This is a genomic window from Pseudomonas medicaginis (genome assembly GCF_965119365.1).
Taxonomy (GTDB): Bacteria; Pseudomonadota; Gammaproteobacteria; order Pseudomonadales; family Pseudomonadaceae; genus Aquipseudomonas.
Genome location: NZ_OZ221631.1, coordinates 5,528,504 through 5,549,182, shown reverse-complemented (window position 1 = coordinate 5,549,182; position 20,679 = coordinate 5,528,504). Strand labels below are relative to the sequence as shown.

General features: G+C 61.5%; 21 protein-coding genes. 13 read left to right on the top strand and 8 right to left on the bottom strand.

Annotated elements, in window-relative coordinates:
* Positions 1-136: 136 nt before the first annotated feature.
* Positions 137-874, top strand: a complete 738-nt coding sequence (locus tag ACMTA2_RS24295) for a DUF599 domain-containing protein (protein WP_413792107.1) — start codon at positions 137-139, stop codon at positions 872-874.
* 74 nt (positions 875-948) lie between these two features.
* Here the strand turns inward: ACMTA2_RS24295 and ACMTA2_RS24290 are convergent, their stop codons facing one another.
* Positions 949-1,203 (bottom strand): hypothetical protein, encoded by a 255-nt coding sequence (locus ACMTA2_RS24290; RefSeq protein WP_367862535.1) that lies wholly within the window; start codon positions 1,201-1,203, stop codon positions 949-951.
* 157 nt (positions 1,204-1,360) lie between these two features.
* Between ACMTA2_RS24290 and ACMTA2_RS24285 the strand changes: the two genes are divergently transcribed.
* On the top strand, positions 1,361-1,837 hold the full coding sequence (locus tag ACMTA2_RS24285; protein ID WP_413792106.1) for a PaaI family thioesterase: 477 nt from the start codon (positions 1,361-1,363) through the stop codon (positions 1,835-1,837).
* Positions 1,834-2,295: a PaaI family thioesterase gene (locus tag ACMTA2_RS24280; protein ID WP_413792105.1), complete on the top strand. Its 462-nt coding sequence runs from the start codon at positions 1,834-1,836 to the stop codon at positions 2,293-2,295. Before ACMTA2_RS24285 ends, ACMTA2_RS24280 begins: the two co-directional genes overlap by 4 nt.
* Before the next feature lie 5 nt (positions 2,296-2,300).
* Here the strand turns inward: ACMTA2_RS24280 and ACMTA2_RS24275 are convergent, their stop codons facing one another.
* Complete coding sequence (locus tag ACMTA2_RS24275; RefSeq protein WP_413792104.1) at positions 2,301-3,188, bottom strand: DMT family transporter; 888 nt, start codon at positions 3,186-3,188, stop codon at positions 2,301-2,303.
* A gap of 326 nt (positions 3,189-3,514) precedes the next feature.
* On the opposite strand from ACMTA2_RS24275, the gene htpG reads away from it, so the two are divergent.
* The gene (gene htpG / locus ACMTA2_RS24270) at positions 3,515-5,419 is read left to right on the top strand and encodes a molecular chaperone HtpG (protein WP_413792103.1); all 1,905 of its coding nucleotides are present in this window, start codon (positions 3,515-3,517) and stop codon (positions 5,417-5,419) included.
* 68 nt (positions 5,420-5,487) lie between these two features.
* Entirely contained in the window at positions 5,488-6,216 is a 729-nt protein-coding gene (locus tag ACMTA2_RS24265) for a dienelactone hydrolase family protein (protein ID WP_413792102.1), read from the top strand.
* Between the two features lie 141 nt (positions 6,217-6,357).
* On the opposite strand, the gene ACMTA2_RS24260 is transcribed toward ACMTA2_RS24265, so the two are convergent.
* A complete protein-coding gene (locus tag ACMTA2_RS24260) occupies positions 6,358-7,218 on the bottom strand; it encodes a pirin family protein (protein ID WP_413792101.1) in 861 nt (286 codons plus the stop codon).
* Between the two features lie 126 nt (positions 7,219-7,344).
* Here ACMTA2_RS24260 and ACMTA2_RS24255 point away from each other — a divergent pair, with 126 nt between their 5' ends.
* Both ACMTA2_RS24255 and ACMTA2_RS24250 read left to right on the top strand, forming a co-directional pair.
* Positions 7,345-8,355: an amidohydrolase family protein gene (locus ACMTA2_RS24255; protein ID WP_413792100.1), complete on the top strand. Its 1,011-nt coding sequence runs from the start codon at positions 7,345-7,347 to the stop codon at positions 8,353-8,355.
* 234 nt (positions 8,356-8,589) lie between these two features.
* Entirely contained in the window at positions 8,590-9,054 is a 465-nt protein-coding gene (locus tag ACMTA2_RS24250; protein WP_413792099.1) for a DUF3859 domain-containing protein, read from the top strand.
* Positions 9,055-9,247: 193 nt separating this feature from the next.
* Here ACMTA2_RS24250 and fabB read toward each other — a convergent pair whose 3' ends face one another.
* The 5 genes from fabB to ACMTA2_RS24225 form a co-directional block, all read right to left on the bottom strand.
* Positions 9,248-10,468 carry a beta-ketoacyl-ACP synthase I gene (fabB, locus tag ACMTA2_RS24245; RefSeq protein ID WP_053146094.1) on the bottom strand — a complete coding sequence of 407 codons (1,221 nt, stop codon included), beginning with the start codon at positions 10,466-10,468 and terminating at the stop codon, positions 9,248-9,250.
* An 11-nt stretch (positions 10,469-10,479) separates the two neighbouring features.
* The gene (gene fabA, locus ACMTA2_RS24240; RefSeq protein ID WP_260962987.1) at positions 10,480-10,995 is read right to left on the bottom strand and encodes a 3-hydroxyacyl-[acyl-carrier-protein] dehydratase FabA; all 516 of its coding nucleotides are present in this window, start codon (positions 10,993-10,995) and stop codon (positions 10,480-10,482) included.
* A gap of 247 nt (positions 10,996-11,242) precedes the next feature.
* Positions 11,243-13,144, bottom strand: coding sequence for an ATP-binding protein (locus ACMTA2_RS24235; RefSeq protein ID WP_413792098.1), 1,902 nt, complete (start codon positions 13,142-13,144; stop codon positions 11,243-11,245).
* The gene (locus ACMTA2_RS24230; protein WP_413792097.1) at positions 13,141-14,073 is read right to left on the bottom strand and encodes an ABC transporter substrate-binding protein; all 933 of its coding nucleotides are present in this window, start codon (positions 14,071-14,073) and stop codon (positions 13,141-13,143) included. Before ACMTA2_RS24230 ends, ACMTA2_RS24235 begins: the two co-directional genes overlap by 4 nt.
* Positions 14,074-16,197: a TonB-dependent receptor plug domain-containing protein gene (locus ACMTA2_RS24225; protein WP_413792096.1), complete on the bottom strand. Its 2,124-nt coding sequence runs from the start codon at positions 16,195-16,197 to the stop codon at positions 14,074-14,076.
* Between the two features lie 199 nt (positions 16,198-16,396).
* On the opposite strand from ACMTA2_RS24225, the gene ACMTA2_RS24220 reads away from it, so the two are divergent.
* The 6 genes from ACMTA2_RS24220 to ACMTA2_RS24195 all read left to right on the top strand — a co-directional run bounded on the left by ACMTA2_RS24220 (position 16,397) and on the right by ACMTA2_RS24195 (position 20,617).
* Positions 16,397-17,422 carry an NAD(P)H-dependent glycerol-3-phosphate dehydrogenase gene (locus ACMTA2_RS24220; RefSeq protein WP_053186346.1) on the top strand — a complete coding sequence of 342 codons (1,026 nt, stop codon included), beginning with the start codon at positions 16,397-16,399 and terminating at the stop codon, positions 17,420-17,422.
* Between the two features lie 30 nt (positions 17,423-17,452).
* The gene (locus tag ACMTA2_RS24215; RefSeq protein WP_413792095.1) at positions 17,453-17,800 is read left to right on the top strand and encodes a DUF4389 domain-containing protein; all 348 of its coding nucleotides are present in this window, start codon (positions 17,453-17,455) and stop codon (positions 17,798-17,800) included.
* The gene (gene sixA / locus ACMTA2_RS24210) at positions 17,797-18,249 is read left to right on the top strand and encodes a phosphohistidine phosphatase SixA (RefSeq protein WP_413792094.1); all 453 of its coding nucleotides are present in this window, start codon (positions 17,797-17,799) and stop codon (positions 18,247-18,249) included. The genes ACMTA2_RS24215 and sixA overlap by 4 nt, the downstream gene beginning before the upstream one ends.
* 98 nt (positions 18,250-18,347) lie before the next feature.
* The gene (locus ACMTA2_RS24205; protein WP_413792093.1) at positions 18,348-18,791 is read left to right on the top strand and encodes a hotdog fold thioesterase; all 444 of its coding nucleotides are present in this window, start codon (positions 18,348-18,350) and stop codon (positions 18,789-18,791) included.
* Positions 18,792-18,974: 183 nt separating this feature from the next.
* The gene (locus ACMTA2_RS24200; RefSeq protein WP_413792092.1) at positions 18,975-19,769 is read left to right on the top strand and encodes an alpha/beta fold hydrolase; all 795 of its coding nucleotides are present in this window, start codon (positions 18,975-18,977) and stop codon (positions 19,767-19,769) included.
* Entirely contained in the window at positions 19,766-20,617 is an 852-nt protein-coding gene (locus ACMTA2_RS24195; RefSeq protein WP_413792091.1) for an alpha/beta hydrolase, read from the top strand. The genes ACMTA2_RS24200 and ACMTA2_RS24195 overlap by 4 nt, the downstream gene beginning before the upstream one ends.
* Positions 20,618-20,679 lie beyond the last annotated feature (62 nt).

Genomic DNA, 20,679 nt, shown 5'->3' with positions numbered 1-20,679 from the left:
GCTCGCGATGCCGCCAGATCAGCCCACATCAACGTGTCTGATGGGCCGCTATCGCGAGCAAGCTCGCTCCCACAGGTCGGCATTTCAAGGCAAGTCTGGCTTTAGACGTCATGCTTTTAGACACACAGGAAATCGAATGTCATTCATCCAAGCCAACCTGATCCATCTGCTCGCCGCTGCCTGGTTCATCATCTGCTGGGCCGGCTACACCCGTTATGCCACCTGGAAGGCGCGCGACACGGCATGCCTGGCCAGCGTAATGCACCTGTACCGCGAAGACTGGATGCGCCGCATGCTGCTGCGCGAAAACCGTATCGCCGATGCCAGCGTGATCGGCAACCTGGAGCGCAATGCATCCTTCTTCGCCTCCAGCACGCTGATCATCCTGGCCGGTATCCTGACGGTGCTTGGGGCGTCGGATCGGGCGGTGTCGTTGCTGGCGGACATACCCATGGTGCAACAGGCTTCCCAGGGCATGGCGGAGGTCAAGTTGCTGTGCCTGGCACTGGTGTTCGTGTATGCGTTCTTTACGTTCAGTTGGTGCATGCGCCAATACAACTTCGCGGCGGTGCTGATTGGCTCCGCGCCGATGATTGGCGAACGACATGTCTTGGAACAGGAGCGCAAGGCCTTTGCGCTAAGGGCGGCGCGCGTCATCTCCATGGCCGCTAACCAATTCAACTTCGGTCTGCGCGCCTATTACTTCGGCATGACCATGTTGGCGTGGTTCGTCAGCCCCTGGTTATTCATGTTGATGAGTGCCGGCGTAGTGTTCGTGCTGTATCAGCGCGAGTTTCATTCCGATGTCCTGGACGTGATGGTCTATACCCCCACGGAAGCGCCCGCACCCGAGGTCGGCAAGGAAACGGCCTGACCGCTCGGCCGCTTCGAATCGCAGGCAAAAGAAAACCCGCACCAGGCGGGTTTTCTTTTGCCGCTAAAACCGTATCAGTTGGTTTTAGGCGCTTCAGGAGCAGGGGCTTGTTCCTGCTGTGCTGCACTGTTCGATTCAGACTGAGCTTTGGCGGCTTCGGCGTTTTCTTTCGCCGCGTCGTTCACTTTATCCTGTGCTTTGTTCATGTCTTGCTGAGCTTGCTCAGCGTGTTGTTGGGCATCTTGAGCTTTGTCCTCGGATTTTTTATCGCAGGCAGCGAGGCCGAGGGAAGCGGCCAACATCAAGGCAATAGCAAACGTCTTACGCATGGGGTGTTTCTCCTTATGGAAATAACTACTGGCCTTTTGAACGCCGCCCCTCGGATTAAGTTCCTGTTGCGTAACAGATATATAACTTTGCACTGCAATGGAACTTTGTGCATCGCGCCTGTTGTCAGGTCTCGTCACTCATTGGAGCGTTGATCGAATGGCCGAAGACCCCGTTTTTGAGCGTGCGACACGTTTTTTATCCGCACTCAGGCATTGCCAGGTGCTGGGCTTGAAATTGCACAGTGCCAGTGGTGACGGGCTGACGCTCATCCTGCCGTTCAGCCCGCAAATCGTCGGTAATCCCCTGACGGGCATCATCCACGGTGGGGCGTTGACCTCATTGATGGACACCGCGTGTGGCATGTCGACCTTGTGTGTGCTGCCGCAATTCGAAGTCTGTCCCACCCTCGACCTGCGGATCGACTACATGCACGCCGCCGAGCCCCACAAGGATGTCTACGGCTTCGCGCAATGCTATCGGGTGACCCCGGACGTGATCTTCACCCGGGGTTTCGCCTACCAGGACGATCCCGAGCAACCCATCGCCCATGTGGTGGGTACGTTCATGCGCCTGGGCCAGCATGCCCGGGGCATGGGGAAGGGCGGTCCGATGACCGCTGTGGGCCAGCCATGACCGATATCCTCCAGGAACAACTGCGCCGCGCCTGCGAGCAGGGCGACTACACGTTGCTGCTCGCCTCGATTCCCTATGCCCAACTCATCGGCGTCGAATGCACGCGCCAGGGCGACGACTTGTTGTTTCGCCTGCCGGCCAACAAAGACAACATTGGTAACCCTTTACTGCCGGCCATCCACGGTGGAGTCATCGCCGGTTTCATGGAGCTGGCCGCAGCCGTGCATCTGTTGATCGCCACTGGCACGCCAGGCGTACCGAAAATCATCGATTTTTCCCTGGATTACCTGCGCACCGGGCAGTTTCGCGACACCTATGCCAAATGCCAGGTCTGGCGCCAGGGCCGGCGGGTCGCCAACGTCGCGATCACTGCCTGGCAAGACGTCGAGGCCGAACCCATCGCCACGGCCCGGGCGCATTTCAAGATCCAGGAGCCGTCAAAGCCGGGTCGCCCTTGAGCTGATCACTCGGAGCTCGGCGAAGCTGACGACGGCATGTTCTTTTGTTCGACCCGGAAGGTCAGATAGTTTGAGGCGAAGATAATTACTGCGCCGACCAATACCCAGATTTCAAGAGGCTCACCGTAGAGAAAAAAACCAACGACGGCAATGAGTGGCACCCTGAAAAAATCAATCGGGATGGCAATGGAGGCTTCCATGACGCTCAGCGCCTTGGCCATGGCGAAGTGCGCACTTAAACCCGTTATACCCAGCAGCAGGATCCAGGGGATGCAGGCGAGCGTAGGGGTACGCCATTGTGTCAGGGACAGACCAAGGCCCAAGGGCAATTGTAGAAGCACCATCCAGATCACGATGATGACGGGACTGCTGGTCAACGTCAGTTTTTTCACCATGATGATGGATGTCGCGTAGCCCATGGCGGCCAGAAGAACGATGAACGCGGCGGGTTCAATGCTATCAAGGCCGGGCCTTAGAACGACCAGAACACCCAGGAAACCGCCGATGGCGGCGAATACCCTGGCGTTGGAGAGTTTTTCCTTCAAGAATAAAAAGGCCAAGAGGGAAACCCATATCGGGGTGGTGAACTCCAGGGCAAAGACCTTAACCAACGGAAGCGATGCCACGCCAATGGTCCAGGCATATTGTCCGGCGAAGTGAACCGCGTTCCTGCCAATCTGTAGACCCAGGTCTCGGGCCTGTTTGAGCTTGGCGCGCTGTTGGTAAATAACCGGAAAAACAATGATCAGTCCGACCAAGGACCTGAAAAACAGGATCTCTAAGATCGACATGAACTTGGAGAGCTCTCGCGCCGCGACAGCCATGCCTATGAATGAAAGCAGGCTTGCTGCCATCCACAACGCTCCACCTAATGGCAGTTTTACCTGATTCATTGACGCTCCTTTTTACTCGGCCATTGTTCTTCGTGAACTGCCGTCGGGTATTAAAGCAGCGATTATCCGTGACTCAGGCGATTTCTTCGCAACACATTCCGTCAGTCCCCGGCCAGGTGCCAGAGGCGGGTCGCCAACGTCGCGATCACTGCCTGGCAAGACGTCGAGGCCGAGCCCATCGCCACGGCCCCGGGCGCATTTCAAGATCCAGGAGCCGTCAAAAACCGGGTCGCCCTTGAAATCATCAGCGTCGCCCCCACCTTGAGGACATCCCGCCGCCAATCTGAGCGAGGCGGACACCACCATCCACTTGGAGTTTGATGACCATGAGCGTGGAAACTCAAAAGGAAACCCTGGGCTTCCAGACCGAGGTGAAGCAACTGCTGCACCTGATGATTCACTCGCTGTATTCGAATAAGGAAATTTTCCTTCGCGAGCTGATTTCGAACGCCTCTGACGCTGTCGACAAATTACGTTTCGAAGCCCTTTCCAAGCCTGAACTGCTGGAAGGCGGTGCGGAGCTGAAAATCCGTGTGAGCTTCGACAAGGACGCGAAAACCGTCACCCTCGAAGACAACGGCATTGGCATGAGCCGCGAAGAGGTGATCACGCACCTGGGCACCATCGCCAAGTCCGGTACTGCCGACTTCATGAAGAACTTGTCCGGCGACCAGAAGAAAGATTCCCACCTGATCGGTCAGTTCGGCGTCGGTTTCTATTCCGCGTTCATCGTGGCCGACCAGGTCGAAGTGTTCACCCGCCGTGCCGGCCTCGCCGCGAGCGAAGGCGTGCATTGGTCGTCCAAGGGCGAGGGCGAGTTTGAAGTCGCCACTGTCGACAAGGCTGATCGTGGTACCCGCATCGTGCTGCACCTCAAGTCCGGTGAAGATGAGTTCGCCGATGGCTGGCGCCTGCGCAATATCATCAAGAAGTACTCCGACCATATCGCGCTGCCCATCGAGCTGCCGAAGGAAGTCACCGCTGTCGAAGGCGAAGAAAAGCCTGAAGTGGAATGGGAAACCGTCAACCGCGCCAGTGCCCTGTGGACCCGTCCGCGCACTGAGGTGAAGGATGAGGAGTACCAGGAGTTCTACAAGCACATCGCCCACGACTACGAGAACCCGCTGAGCTGGAGCCATAACAAGGTCGAAGGCAAGCTGGAATACAACTCGCTGCTGTACGTGCCGGCCCGTGCGCCGTTCGACCTGTACCAACGCGAAGCGCCACGAGGCCTGAAACTGTACGTGCAGCGTGTGTTCGTGATGGACCAGGCCGAGTCGTTCCTGCCGCTGTACCTGCGTTTCATCAAGGGCGTGGTGGACTCCAACGACTTGTCGCTGAACGTTTCGCGGGAAATCCTGCAGAAAGATCCGATCATCGATTCCATGAAGTCGGCACTGACCAAGCGCGTGCTGGACATGCTGGAAAAATTGGCGAAGAACGAGCCCGAGCAGTACAAGAGCTTCTGGAAGAACTTTGGCCAGGTCATGAAGGAAGGCCCGGCCGAGGACTTCGCCAACAAAGAGAAGATCGCCGGCCTGCTGCGCTTTGCCTCGACCCAAGGTGACGATGGCGAGCAGATCGTTGGCCTGGCCGATTACCTGGCCCGCGCCAAGGAAGGCCAGGACAAGATCTACTACCTGACCGGTGAAACGTATGCACAGGTCAAGAACAGCCCGCACCTGGAAGTCTTCCGCAAGAAAGGCATCGAAGTGCTGCTGCTGACCGATCGTATCGACGAGTGGCTGATGAGCTACCTCAACGAGTTCGACGGCAAGAGCTTCGTCGATGTGGCCCGGGGTGACCTGGACCTCGGCAACCTGGATTCGGAAGAAGACAAGAAAGCCGCCGAAGAAGTCGCCAAGAGCAAGGAAGGCCTGGTGGAGCGGATCAAGACGGCCCTGGGCGACGCTGTCAGCGAAGTGCGTGTCTCGCACCGCCTGACCGATTCCCCTGCGATCCTGGCCATCGGTGAGCAGGATCTGGGCCTGCAAATGCGCCAGATCCTCGAAGCCAGCGGCCAGAAAGTCCCGGACTCCAAGCCGATCTTCGAATTCAACCCGGCCCACCCGCTGGTGGAAAAGCTCGACAACGAGCAGAGCGAGGAGCGTTTCGGCGACCTGTCCCACATCCTGTTCGACCAGGCGGCCCTGGCGGCCGGCGACAGCCTGAAGGATCCGGCGGCGTATGTGCGTCGCTTGAACAAGCTGTTGGTTGAACTGTCAGCTTAATCAAGTGAGACAAAACCCGCTTCGGCGGGTTTTGTCATTTCTGGTGTTCAGTCAAAGAGGAGTCCGTCATGAGTCAGGTTACGGTTCGTTCGCTGGTCTATCAGATCGATGGTCAAAGTTATGAGGGTCGCCTGGCCTTCGACGTCAACCAGCAGGGCCCTCGTCCGGGGTTGCTGATGACGCCGAACTGGATGGGCGTTGGGGCGGGCGCCGAGGACATCGCCAAGTCGGTGGCGGCCAACGGTTATGTGGTGTTGATTGCCGACCTGTACGGGCAGGCGGTGCGCCCCAGCAATGCCGATGAAGCAGGGGCGGCGATGATGCCTCTCAAGAACGACCGGGCCTTGTTACGCAAGCGCATGCAGGCCGCGTTCGAACAACTGCAGGGCCAGGGTGAGGCGCAGGTCGACATTTCCCGGTTGGCTGTGTTCGGCTTCTGCTTCGGGGGGTGTTGCGCCTTGGAGTTGGCCCGCAGCGGCGCGCCGCTGAAGGCGGCGATTTCCTTCCACGGCACCCTGGATACACCGAACCCGGCCGATGCGCAGAACATCAAGGGCGCGGTGTTGGTCATGCATGGCGCCTCGGACCCGTTGGTGCCGAAAGAGCAACTGCCGGCCTTCGAAGACGAAATGAACGCCGCCGGGGTCGATTGGCAACTGCTGAGCTACGGCGGCGCGGTGCATTCGTTTACCGACCCGCACGCCAACGTACCGGGCAAGATGATGTACGACGCCAAGGTCGCCGGACGCGCGTTCCGGTCGATGCATAACCTGTTGGATGAAGTGTTCAAGGGCTGAGATTGGGGCGTTTGATACAAAGCCATCGCGAGCAAGCTCGCTCCCACATTTGACCGGGGTGTTCGCAGCACTTTCGAACGACACCGATCCAGTGTGGGAGCGAGCTTGCTCGCGATGACTGCCTGACAGGCAACCTTTAATCTAGGGCAGCTCGATCCGCTCGCTTTCCCCCGGCACCGTCGGCCAGTCCCCGGCCGCCCAGCGCCGACGAGCCTCATCGATCCGCGCCGGGTCGCTGGAAACGAAGTTCCAGTTGATCCGTCGTGGCCCGTCCAGGGGCGCACCGCCGAACAGCACGGCATGGCAGTCACTGTCGGCAAACAGTGTCATTTCTTCCCCTGTTGGCAGTATCACCAGGGAATGGGCCTCTAACGGCTCGCCATCCAATGACGCCTCGCCGCTCAACACATACAGGGCCCGTTCTTCATGCTCGGTGGGGATCAGCAAGGTCGTTGCGGTCTGCAGGTGCAGTTCGGCGTACAACGTAGGCGACAGCACCGGCACCGGCGATTCCAGGCAAAAGCCTGATCCGGCGATCATGCGGATACAGACCCCCAGGTTGTCGCTGACCGGCAAGCTGTGCGCCGGATGGTGGCTGTAATGCCCCGGGCCCTGTTCGTGGGCTTTGGGCGAGGCCAGCCAGACTTGCAACCCGTGCATGACGAAAGGGCTGCCCAGCAGTGAGTCAGGGGTGCGTTCGACGTGGGCGATGGCGGTGCCGGCGGTCATCCAGCTGACATCCCCGGCGTCTACCACCTGGTCGGAACCCAGGCTGTCCTTGTGCTGAAGTTTGCCTTCGAACAGGTAGGTGAGGGTGGACAGGCCGATGTGTGGATGCTGGCGGATGTTCATGCCTTTGCCCACCGGGTAGGGGGTTCGCAACATGTGATCGAAAAACACGAAAGGCCCGACGCTGCGGCATTTGGCGGACGGCAGCGGGCGAAGAATCGGCTGGCCTTCGACGTCTTCGGCGCGGGGGCGAACGGTCAGGAGCGTGGTCATGTTGTCTTCCAGGTTGAACAACGGTTGGGCGAAGCATAACCCGCCCTCGGCAGGCGCGGCACGTGCACCTTGAACCCGAGCGGGACGGTGGGGGTCTATGTTGCTCATGGCTTTTGGAGACTGCCCGTGTCTTTGACCCGTTTGATCCTCGCCTGGCTGCTGGTTGTTTCGAGTAGCGGCGCCGTGGCCCGCGAATATGCCTATAGCGATGCGCACCTGCATTACGTCGATTTCTTTCAAGAAACCGCCGGCATGCCCAAGCTGCTCCAGGCGATGGCGGACAATCGCATTGAGCATGTGATGATTTCCGGCATTCCGGTGGCCAAGAAATGGCATGAGGACGAGCCCAAGCGTCCGCGTTATTACGCCGGCGACGACGCGGACGCCTATTGGTACAGCGCCACCGATGTGGTGGTTGCGGCGGCGGTGAGCAAGCTGACCGACGAGCAACGCCGGCACTTTCATCCGTTTCTATCGGGTTTCAACCCCAACGACAAGAACTCCGCCGCCCACATCCAGCGCATGCTCGATCTCTATCCGGGGTTGTGGCAAGGCATCGGTGAAGTCTTCACACGCCATGACGACCTGACAGCGTTGACCTCGGGCGATACGCCGCGGGCCAACAACGAAGCCATGACCCGGATCTATCATTTGGCGGCCGAGAATGACCTGCCGGTGATGCTGCATTCCAACATCACCTCCAAGCGTGAAAGAAATCCCCTGTACCTGGAGGAAATCGAGGAGCCATTGCGCAATCACCCGCATACGCGTTTCATCTGGGCCCATGCCGGTACCAGCATGGAAATCCACCGTCACCAGACTCGGTTGGATTTTTTGTTACCGACTCTGACTCGCATGCTCGACGCCTACCCCAATCTCTACATCGACCTGTCCTGGAGCCTGCTCACGCCGTACTTGTTGGATGAGGCGGGCAAGCCCCGGGATGAATGGGTAAAACTGGTGGAGCGCTTTCCTGAGCGCTTTATGGTGGGGTCCGATGTGGTAGGGCGTTTCAATAGGCTCGGTAAGAAATTGCACGGCTTCGATCCGTTCCTGGATGCCTTGCCGGAAGAGGTGGCCAGGAAGGTGGCGCGGGATAATTTCCTGGCGGTGTTGCCTCGTTCCGTCCCGCGATAGGGAAGCACCTTGTGGCGAGGGGATTTATCCCCGCTGGACTGCGCAGCAGGCCCAAAACTTCGATGGTGATCGGTCTGACACACCGAGATATCAGGTTTGGGCCCGCTTCGCGAGCCAACGGGGATAAATCCCCTCGCCACAGAGGATTCTCGGTGTATGGGCCAATGCTGGTTTGTCATCAGCCTGTCACTCCCGCGTCATACCCTCGCGCTCATCTCAATCAAGGAGCGCACTATGCACCTCACCCGTTCAAGCGCAGTGGTCGCGCTGTTGTTGACCTGTGGCCTGGTCCAGGCAGAAGTCCGTGTCGAAGGCCCGGTGGAATACGGCGTTTTCGAAGGGCCGCAAGCCGAGCTGCAATCGGGGGAGCGGGTCCTGCGTCGCAGCAACGAGCCGATCCGCCAGACCGAAAGCGTGCCGGCGAAGCTGGGTACCAAGTTCGGCATGCGCTACCAGTTGGCGGGCAAGGTCGCTGACGATCAGCCGTTGACCCTGTTGTACTTCACCCCTGGCATCCGTACCCCTGACGGCATGCGTCACGATAAATTCGAAGTCATCCAGAAACTGGTGCCCGGCGCGCCTCAGGACGTCATGGCCTACGAATTCACCGAAAGCCACGAAGTGGTGCCGGGGGAGTGGCGGTTCATGGTGTTCCAGGGCGATCGGCTGCTGACGCAGCAGCGGTTTGTCGTGCGCTGAATTTCATCCCCCTCAGATCCAATGTGGGAGCGAGCTTGCTCGCGATTGCGGTGTGTCATGCAACAGATAAGTTGACTGGCCTACCGCAATCGCGAGCAAGCTCGCTCCCACAGGGGAACTGTGGCGGATTGGCAGGCAAAAAAAACGCCCCGAACCAGTCGGGGCGTTTTTGTGTGCGGCGTAGCGGCGGGGCTTACTTGCCCTGCCAGCGCTTGAGGACCAGGGTGGCGTTGGTGCCACCGAAGCCGAAGCTGTTGCTCATCACGGTATTGATGGTGGCGTCTTCGCGAGTCTTGGTCAGGATCGGCAGGTCGGCCACTTCCGGATCCAGCTCGTCGATGTTGGCCGAACCGGCCATGAAGTTGCCTTCCATCATCAACAGGCAGTAGATCGCTTCGTGAACGCCGGCGGCGCCCAGGGAGTGACCCGACAGGCTCTTGGTGGAGCTGATGGCCGGCGCCTTGTCACCGAACACTTCGCGCACACCTTTCATTTCCGCGACGTCGCCGACCGGGGTCGAGGTGCCATGGGTGTTCAGGTAGTCGATCGGTGCATCGACGGTGGACATGGCCATCTGCATGCAACGCACGGCACCTTCGCCGCTTGGCGCAACCATGTCATAGCCGTCGGACGTGGCACCGTAGCCGACGATTTCCGCGTAGATCTTCGCGCCACGGGCCAGGGCGTGTTCCAGCTCCTCGACCACGACCATGCCGCCACCGCCGGCGATGACGAAACCGTCACGGTCGGCATCGTAGGCACGGGAAGCTTTTTCCGGTGTGTCGTTACGCTTGCTGGACAGCGCGCCCATGGCGTCGAACAGGAACGACTGGCTCCAATGTTCTTCTTCACCGCCGCCGGCGAACACGATGTCCTGCTTGCCCATCTGGATCTGCTCCATGGCGGTGCCGATGCAGTGGGCACTGGTGGCGCAGGCGGAGGAGATCGAGTAGTTCAGGCCCTTGATTTTGAACGGGGTCGCCAGGCACGCCGACACGGTGCTGCCCATGGTGCGCGTGACGCGGTACGGGCCGACGCGCTTGACGCCTTTCTCGCGCAGGATGTCCAGCGCTTCCATCTGGTTCAGGGTCGATGCACCGCCCGAGCCGGCAATCAGGCCGGTACGCACGTTGGAGACCTGCTCGTCGGTCAGGCCGGAGTCAGCGATGGCGTCCTTCATGGCCAGGTAGGCGTAGGCCGCCGCATGGCCGACGAAACGGTAGATCTTGCGATCGATCAGCTCTTCGAGATTGAGGTCAATGGAGCCGGAAACCTGGCTACGCAGACCCATTTCGGCGTATTCCGGGTTGAACCGGATGCCAGGGCGACTTGCACGCAGGTTAGCGGTGACGGTCTCTTTGTCATTGCCCAGGCACGAAACGATGCCCAGACCAGTGATAACGACGCGGCGCATGCGGATAACCCTTAGAAGTTGTCAGTGGAGGTGAAAACGCCGACCCGGAGGCCTTCGGCGGTGTAGATCTCGCGACCATCCACGGCAACCGAACCATCGGCAATGGCCATGTTCAGCTTGCCCTTGAGGACGCGTTTGATATGAATGTTATAGGTGATTTTCCTGGCGGTCGGCAGGACCTGACCAAAGAACTTCACTTCGCCCGAACCCAGGGCGCGACCGCGACCCGGCAGGCCTTGCCAGCCGAGGAAAAAACCGACCAATTGCCACATGGCGTCCAGGCCCAGGCAGCCCGGCATCACCGGATCACCTTCGAAGTGGCAGGCGAAGAACCACAGGTCCGGAGTGATATCCAGCTCGGCGACCAATTCACCTTTGCCGTACTTGCCACCCTCTTCGCTGATATGGGTGATGCGATCCACCATCAGCATGTTCGGGGCGGGCAGTTGCGCGTTACCTGGGCCGAACAGCTCACCGCGACTGCAGCGCAGCAGGTCTTCCCGGGTAAAGGCGTTTTGTTTGGTCATGCGAGCTCCTCAATAGTCCCATGCGGCAGGTGGGGCAAATCTTCCCGGCCGATCGAAGCGTTCATGCCTCGAATCGACAGCCTACTCATAGACTATTGCGTTGTAGTGAAAGTCACAGCACACGGGAAATGAATGTACACCTGTGCACTGAAATTATTATTCAAGCCCCAATCGAGGCGTGTTCGGGTGCCTAAGACTGCCGCACTTTCGCCTTTCACGCCAGTCACAGATGGTCCAGGGCGCTGTTCTAGTTCACCCAGCGTTGCAGAATCTGCTGCAGGTCGTTTCTTTTGAAGGGCTTGGCCAGGTAATCGTTCATACCCGCCGCGAGGCAGGCTTCGCGGTCACCCTGCAAGGCGTTGGCCGTCAGGGCGATGATCGGCACCTCGTCGCAGCCCGGCAACTGGCGGATCTGTCGCGTGGCTTCGTAGCCATCGATGATGGGCAATCGGCAATCCATGAGGATCGCTTCGAAAATCAGGCTTTCGGCGCTGCGTACGGCCTGGGCGCCATCGGTGGCGACGCTGACGGTGAAACCCAGGCTGCGAAGCATGGCTTCGATCACTGTCTGGTTGACCGGGTTGTCTTCCACCAGCAACACGTTACGGCCTTCGCCATCGCCGCTGCTGGCGGGCAGCCGCGGCGCCAGGGTCGGTGGTGCCTGGCGCGACAGGGCCAGCGGGATCTCGAGGGTGAACACCGAGCCCTGACCTTCTTCGCTCTGGGCCCGTAGCGTCCCGCCCATGCGTTCGGCCAGGGTGCGGGCGATCGGCAGGCCCAGGCCGGTGCCGCCGTAGCGCCGGGAAATCGAATTGTCGGCCTGCTGGAAGGCGTCGAACATGCGCTCCAGGCTCTCGGCGGGGATACCGATGCCACTGTCGCGCACCGTGCAGGTGAACCACAGCAGTTCGTGGTCCAGGGCCTGCCACTGGCATTGCACGGTGACACGGCCTTGCTCGGTGAATTTCAGCGCGTTGCCGATCAGGTTCACCAGGATCTGCCGTATCCGTGTCGGATCGCCCTGGACCTGCAAGGCCTGCATGTCGTCCGGGACCAGCAGGTCCAGGCCCAGCTTGCGTTGCGCGGCGCTGTGCTGGAACGACTGGGCGCAACTGCCCACCAGCTCGGCCAGGTTGAACGGGATGTGCTCCAGTTCCAGGGCCGAGCGTTCGATGCGCGAGAAGTCGAGGATGTCGTTGATCACCTTCAGCAGGTGTTCGGTGGATTCCGACGCCAGCGCTGTGTACTCGTGCTGTTCGTCGGTCATGCGGGTGGTTTCCAACAGCTGCAGCATGCCCAGCACGCCGTTCATGGGCGTGCGCAGCTCATGGCTCATCATCGCCAGGAACTCGGATTTGGCGCTGTTGGCTTTTTCCGCTTCTTCGCGGGTCTTGATCAACTGTGCCATGGCCTGGTGCTGTTCACGGCTGGCTTGTTCCAAGCCGTCGGCCAGGTTGTTGATGTGCCGCGACAAGGCCCCCAGTTCGGCGTCATCGACGATCGGCAACGGGGTGCTGTAGTCGCCTTGTTGGATGGCCTTGACCGCGTTCCCGATGTCACGGATTGGCCGGGACAGGTTGGTCGCCAGCCGACGCGCCACGAGGAAGGTGAATAGCAGCGCGAACAGCGCCAGGATCGCGGCTTTTAACAGGATTTCCTGCTGCCGCTGGCTGAAGGCGTCATTGGACATGCCGACGATCACGCGGCCCAGGTAATCTTCGCCGGACGCCTCCACCGCGGTGCTGGTGCCTTGCAGGAAGTCATTGTTGAGGGTAATGCGCTGCAGGCGCACCGGGGCCTGGAAGACTTCGATCTGCTGGGCGCGGCTATGGACCTGCTCGGGTTGTTCGACGTACACCAGCACCTTGTCGGTGCTGTCCTGTACCTCCAGGAAGCGCACGTGTGGGGTCGCCAGGGTCGCGGTCAGCAGGCTTTCCAGCACTTCGTTGTTGCCGGAAATCACGCCGTACTCCGTGGCGGGGGCCAGTTGATTGGCGATCAGTTGCCCGGTGTGATTGAGCTCTTGGCGCAAGTCCTGGATCCGCACGAAGGTAAAGAAACTGATCAGCAGCATGGTCAGCAGCAACGCCGGGCCGAGGGCGATGAGCTGGGTACGGGTGTTGATGTCCCAACGGCGACGCAAGGTCATGGGCGGTGTTCTCCTTCGGCCAGCGTTGCCGCAACGGATTCGGCGTCAATCGGTTCGATCCCCAGCGAGCGGGAGACCTGGCGGTTGCCCAGGACTTTGAAGCGGTCCGGATACAGCGTGCGCGGCCAGGTCGTGGCGGGGCGGTCGAGCAGGTCGTCGAGAATCGCCAGCCAGTCCTTTTGGTCGCTGTAGGTGCTGGCCAGGCTGCCGGCCTTGACGAATGCGGCGCTGGGCCCGATCAACGCGCGTTGTCGGGCATAGCTGCTGAGCAACAGGTTCTTCACGGTCTTGGGGTTGTACAGGTCAGGGTCATCGAGGCCCAGCAGCACGTCGCTCTGGCCCAGCAGGTTTTGCAGGGGACGGCTGTCGCTGATGTCGTCCCAGCGTTCGCTGACGATCACCAGGCCCAGCGGCGCGGCGGCCTCTCGGATGTCCTTGAGCAGGAATTCACTGTGGGTGTCGTAAAGCACGCCGACCCGTCGCACTTGCGGCAGGATGGTGCGGATCAGCCGCAATTGCCGCGCCATTGGTGGATCGCTCCACAGCAGGCTCAGGTGCGAGGGCGTGGACTCGCCCAGGCGGTCGCGGGCTTGCTGGCGGCTGATGCGCAGGACCAGGGTGGCCGGTCCCCGGGCATCTTGCAGACGCCACTCCAGGCTGGGCAGGTCAAGCAGCACCAGGCGGACATTGTCCGGCAACTTGTCGGGTGCCGGCAGGTTGGCCAACGGGGTAAACCGCACGCTGTCTTCGGGGCGCAAGGTTTTCAGGGCCTGGGTGAAGGACTGCACGCCGGGGCTGTCCTCGGCACCGGTCAACAGGATCTCGGCCGCTCGGGCTTGGAGCGTTGCAAGCCACCCGGCAAACATCAGGCACAGGGCCAGCGTCAGGCGGCCATGGAATGGCGTCTTGCGGGGCGCGCATCGGGACATCTAGAACGACAGCTCCGCGCTGAAGTACACCACATGGCGGGCGTCATAGCGGTTGTCGACGAAGGTCATGGGCTGGTTGTCCAGGCGCTGTTGCAGGACACCCGCTAGTTCCAGGCTGGCCTTGCCGAGGGGAATGCGCCGGGCGAGACGGGTATCCACCCGCTCGAAGCGATAGCCGTTGAGGTGGTCGGCGGCGTAATAGAACAGCGCGCTGTTCCAGCCCTCGCCCCAGTCCCGTAGCCAGCCGGCCGAACCGCTGTTGCGGGCGGTCAATTGTTCGTCGAGGGGGTTGCTGGCCTGGGCGTCGACATAGGCATAGGTCAGGCGCAGGCGGTCGACGCTGGTCATGCGCCAGTCGAACTGGGTCTCGACCCCGGAGAACTGTGATTCGTTGGCATTGCTGGCGATGTACTGATTGTTGCGCAGCGGCTCGCTGATCATGCCGGTGATTTCGTCATGGAACAGCTTCACGTCGACCGCCAGGCCCAGGTTCATGAAGTAACCGTTGTAGCCCAGTTCCCGGGAGCGCATGTGTTCTTGTTCCAGGTTGCCCGGGCCGCGGGTCTGGACGAAGTAACGGGCACTGCTCTGGCCGAAGGCCGCGGGTTGCAGGTTGGTGACTTGATAGCTCCAGTTGACGTTGTTTTCGAACATGTCCGGGGAGCGCACTGCCTCAGAGTACACGGCCCGCAGGCCGTGGCGCGGGGTGATCAGGTAATTGACCGCGACACGCGGCGTCAGCGAGCTGCCGGTCAGGCGGGTGTCTTCGAACATCGCGCCACCCTGCAACAGCCAATGTTCGGTGGCCCGCCATTCGAGCTGGCCGAACAGGCGCCAGGTGGTGTCATCCAGGGTGCCGTTGAAGTAGGTCTCCGAGTCGGCCCGGTCGTAGCGATAGTTAGCGCCGGTGACCAGTCGCAGGCTGTCGGACAGGCTCAGGGTGTCCTGGATCTCCAGGTCGTAGCGCGATTCCCGGGCGCTCTGGTCAATATCGCCGCACAGGGTTTGCGAGGCACCATTGCGCCACTGGTCGAGCACCTGATTGGCCAGCGCCTGTTCCTGTGGCGTGCCGGCTGGCGCGCCGCTGCTGATGTAGCTGGGGATATTGCGCGCCAGCTTCTCGGCATAGAAGGGGTTGAGCTGCCACAGGTCGGTCAGTTGCGGGCTGAAAGACACTTCGGCGTCACAGGCGCGCCAGGTCTGCTGGCGATCCCAATGCTGGATCGAGCCTTGTACATAAAGGCTGTGATCGGGGTCCAGGTCCAGGTTCCAGCGCAGTGAGCCGGCGTAGTCCTTGGCGATGACGTCGGAGTTATCCCCTGCGGCGGTAATCCCTGCAAACACGGGATGGTAGGTATAGGGCCGCTGGTTGGTCCCATCCTTGGCGTTCAATTGCCAGTCGATGCTCTGTCGCTCATCCAGGGTCTGGCTGACGGACAGGTTGAAGCGGTTCAGGCGGCGGCTGTCGCGGTAATCGGCACCGTTGCGGTCGCTGTCAAAGCCATCGTCTTCCTGGCCTGACAGCGACAGCCGCAGGTCGCCGCCTTCCCAGCCGCTGCCCTGGCTGGCGTACCAGTCGCTGATGCCACGCTGGCCCCGGGTGATTTTCAGCCGGGTGCCGTGGCTGTCGGCTGGAGCGCGGGTGATGATGTTGACCACCGCCATCAGCGCGTTGGCGCCGTAGCTGACGGTGTTGGGGCCGCGGAAGACTTCGATCCGCTCGATGTCTTCCATGGCCACCGGAATGTCGCTCCAGTCCACTGTGGCCAGGCCGGCGCGGTACACCGAGCGGCCGTCGATCAGCACTTGCATGCGGCGCGCTTCGCTGGCGTTGGTGCCATGGTAGTTCACGGCGGCCTGGTTGCCGGTGATGTTGCCTACCATCATGCCCGGCACCAGGCGCAGCAATTCGCTGATGTCCCGGGCGCCGCTGGCCTTGATCAGCTCGCTGTCGAGCACGGTCATGCTGCCCGGCACCGCCGCAGGCGATTGCTTCAGGCGCGTGGCCGTCAGGACCTGGGGCAGGGGCTGGCTGTCCACGAACAAGTCGTCGGCCAGCACTGGCGGGCTGATGATCAGTGCCAATAGCAGGGACGAGCCTGAACGGGAAGGGCCAACGGACACGGCACAGCCTATGAGAATGGAGGAATGATCGGCATGTTAACTGAGGTGAACGATTTTTCCATTCACGTTGACAGCATTTTCCTAGGAATTAATGGTCAGCTTCCTACAACTGGCGGTAATTGTTGCCGGGGCTGGTCGCCATCCGGCCGCTCCGTATAATGCCCCGCATTGCCACTTGGTATGGATGAACGGATTGCATATGACTGAACAGCGCCCGATTGCGGTCCTGGGGGGCGGGAGTTTCGGTACCGCCGTGGCTAACCTGCTGGCCGAGAACGGTCACCCGGTGCGCCAGTGGATGCGTGACCCGGAACAGGCCGAGGCCATCCGGGTCAATCGCGAGAACCCGCGTTACCTCAAGGGCATCAAGATCCGCCCGGAAGTAGTACCGGTGACTGACTTGCAGGCCACCCTGGAGGGCAGCGACCTGTTCTTCGTCGCCTTGCCGTCCAGTGCCTTGCGGTCGGTATTGGCGCCCCATGCCGAGCGCTTGAGCGGCAAGCTGCTGGTGAGCCTGACCAAGGGCATCGAAGCCCAGACCTTCAAGCTGATGAGCGAGATTCTCGAAGAAATCGCCCCCAAGGCGCGGATCGGTGTGATTTCCGGGCCGAACCTGGCGCGGGAGATCGCCGAGCACGCGCTGACCGCGACGGTGGTCGCCAGTGAGGATGAGGAACTGTGCCAACAGGTCCAGGCAGCACTGCATGGCCGTACCTTCCGGGTCTATGCCAGCGCCGACCGTTTCGGGGTGGAATTGGGCGGGGCGCTGAAAAATGTCTATGCCATCATCGCCGGCATGGCGGTGGCGCTGGGCATGGGGGAGAACACCAAGAGCATGCTGATCACTCGTGCACTGGCGGAGATGACCCGCTTTGCCGTCAGCCAGGGCGCCAATCCGATGACGTTCCTCGGATTGGCCGGGGTGGGCGACCTGATCGTCACCTGTTCCTCGCCCAAGAGTCGCAACTACCAGGTCGGTTTTGCCCTCGGCCAAGGCCTGAGCCTTGACGAGGCCGTGTCGCGTTTGGGTGAAGTGGCCGAAGGGGTCAACACCCTCAAGGTGCTCAAGGCCAAGTCCCAGGAAGCCGGGGTGTACATGCCGCTGGTCGCCGGGCTGCACGCGATCCTGTTCGAAGGGCGCACGCTTGAGCAGGTGATCGAGTTGTTGATGCGTGGTGAACCGAAGACCGACGTCGATTTCATTTCCACCAGCGGTTTCAACTGAACCGCTATTGACCGCAAGCAGGAGCGAGCCATGAACGATCCGCAAGGGCAACCCCAATACGAATCCATCCTGCTGCGTGTGCTGTGGATGGTGGTCTATCTGCTGGTCTGGCAGGTGGCGCAATTCATCCTCGGCGCCGTGGTGCTGGTGCAACTGATCTATCGGCTGATCTATGGTGCGCCCAGCGCCGGCCTGATGAATTTCGGCGACAGCCTTAGCCAGTTCCTGGCGCAGATCGGCCGCTTCGGCACCTTCCACAGCGACCAGAAGCCTTGGCCGTTCGCCGATTGGCCGACCCCGCGTGCGCCGGAAGGTGAAGCGCCTCACGCCGTGGCGCCGGCTCCGCATCCGGTCCGGGACGAAGAGCCCAAGCTATGAAGCTCTGGGTATTGCGTCATGGCGAGGCCGAACCCTACGGCAGCCGTCCCGATCCCGAGCGGGCCCTGACCGAGCACGGTCGCGAGGAAGTGCTGCGCAGTGCCGCGCACCTGATCGGCCAGCCGTTGGCGGCCATTTATGCCAGCCCCTACCGGCGTGCCCAACAAACCGCGCAACTGGTGCGCGAAGCGCTGGGGTTCGAGCCGGAGTTGATCACCGTCAACTGGCTCACGCCCGAGACCCGGCCGCAAAAGGTCCTGGAACACCTGGCGGATCAGACCCCGGTGCTGCTGGTCAGCCACAACCCGCTGGTGGGCAGCCTGCTGGGCCTGCTGCAACACGGTCATCTGCAACAACCCGAACAGGTGCAGACCGCCGGCCTGGCCGAGCTGGAAGGTGACCTGCCGCTGGCGGGGACGATGACGCTCAAGGGCCTCAATCACCCTTAAGGCAGCGTGCGACAGGCCTGGGAGCAACCCGTGGGAGCAAGGCTTGCTCCCACGGGTTGTCCGGTTTGAGCTCAATGACAACATAAAGGAAAGTAACGATGAGTCTGTGGCGCACCACTCCAAACCTCGAACAATTGAATGCCGCCGGTAAGAACACCATCAGCGAAGTGCTCGACATTCGTTTCGAGTCGTTCGACGACGAATCCCTGACCGCCAGCATGGTGGTCGATCATCGCACCCACCAGCCGTTCGGCCTGTTGCATGGCGGTGCCTCGGTGGTATTGGCCGAAACGGTCGGATCCATGGCGGCCTATCTCTGCGTCGATGCCAGCAAGTTCTATTGCGTGGGCCTGGAGATCAACGCCAACCATCTGCGCGGCGTGCGCAGCGGACGGGTCACGGCCACGGCCCGGATGATCCACCTGGGTCGCACCACCCAGGTCTGGGACATCCGCCTGACCAACGATGACGGTAAGGTCAACTGCGTGTCGCGCCTGACCATGGCCGTGGTGCCACTGGGCGAGCAGCCGCCGGCGCGTTGAGCCGGGGTTAACCCCGGCCCCTGTGGAGAGGGGATAAATCCCCTCGCCACATGAATCTGTGCTCACCGCCTCATGACCCCATTAGCCCAAGCCCGACTGTCATCATTCCTGTCAGTTACGGTCATTGCCGCGCCGTCGGGTTCTGCGGACAATCCGCCCAGTTCCCCCAATGGATCGGCTGTCATGTCGCAACAGATTTTTTTCGCCCACGCCAATGGTTTTCCCTCGGCCACCTACGGCAAGCTGTTCGCCGCGCTGGCGCCGCAGTACCAGGTCGCGCATCTGGAATTGCACGGCCATGACCCGCGCTTTCCGGTGGACGACAACTGGCACAACCTGGTGGACGAATTGATCCATCACCTGGAGCAGCAACCGGCGCCGGTGTGGGGCGTCGGTCATTCCCTGGGCGGTGTGCTGCACCTGCACGCGGCGTTGCGCCGCCCCCAGTTGTATCGCGGCGTGGTCATGCTCGATTCGCCGGTGCTGACCCGTACTGACCAGTGGGTGATCCTGGCCGCCAAGCGCCTGGGGCTCATCGATCGCCTGACCCCGGCGGGCCGGACCCTGGGGCGGCGTGAGGAGTTCGCTGACCTGGAGTCGGCCCGGCAGTATTTTGCTGGCAAGACGCTGTTCCGCGGCTTTGACCCGGATTGTTTCGACGCCTACCTGCAACACGGCCTGCAACGAGTCGGCGACCGGCTGCGGTTGCGCTTCGACCCGGCCACGGAAATCAGCATCTACCGCGGCGTACCGCACACCAGCCCAGGGCGGCCCCGCAAGCTCAAGGTGCCGCTGGCCGTGGTGCGCGGCCGGCAGAGTCGCGTGGTGATGCGCCATCACACCCGTTCGGTGGGGCGCATGCTCCATGGCGAAGCCCTGAGCATGCCCGGCGGCCACATGTTTCCCCTTGAACGTCCCCAGGACACGGCCAACCTGCTCAAGAACCTGTTCCAGCGTTGGGAAGGGCGCAGCGCATGAGTGTGGTCGAGGAAGTCCGCCTGAGCCTGCCGCACATCGAACTGGCGGCCCACCTGTTCGGGCCGGAAGATGGACTGCCGGTCATTGCCCTGCATGGCTGGCTGGACAACGCCAACAGCTTCGCCCGTCTGGCGCCCAGGCTCGAGGGCTTGCGGGTGATTGCCCTGGACATGGCCGGGCACGGTCACTCCGGGCACCGTCCGGCCGGGGCCGGCTATGCCCTGTGGGATTATGCCCACGATGTGCTGCAAGTCGCCGAACAACTGGGCTTGAAGCGCTTCGCCCTGCTGGGGCATTCCATGGGGGCCATTGTGTCGTTGGTGCTGGCCGGTTCCTTGCCGGAGCGGGTGACGCACCTGGGGTTGATCGACGGAGTGATTCCGCCTACCGCCAAAGGCGATAACGCGGCCGAACGCATGGGCATGGCCCTGCAAGCCCAGTTGGATTTGCAGCAAAAACGCAAGCCGGTCTACAAAACCCTCGACCGGGCCATCGAAGCCCGGATGAAGGGGCTGGTGGCGGTCAGCCGCGAGGCCGCCGAGTTGCTGGCCCAGCGCGGCCTGATGCCGGTGCCGGGTGGCTACACCTGGCGCACCGACAACCGCCTGACCCTGCCATCGCCCCTGCGCCTGACCGATGAGCAGGCCATGGCCTTCGTGACACGGGTCGCTTGTCCGGCGCATCTGGTGGTGGCGGCCGACGGCATGCTTGCCCAACACCCGGAACTGCTGGAGCGTCTACCCTTCAGTCATGAGCAGTTGCCCGGCGGCCATCATCTGCACCTGAACGACGAGGTCGGTGCCGGGCTTGTAGCAGACTGTTTCAATCGGTTCTTCACCGTTCCTTGACTTGCGCCAGACAACTGTCGAGGCTGGGCGGGTTGAAAAGGAGACAACCATGACAGACCTCT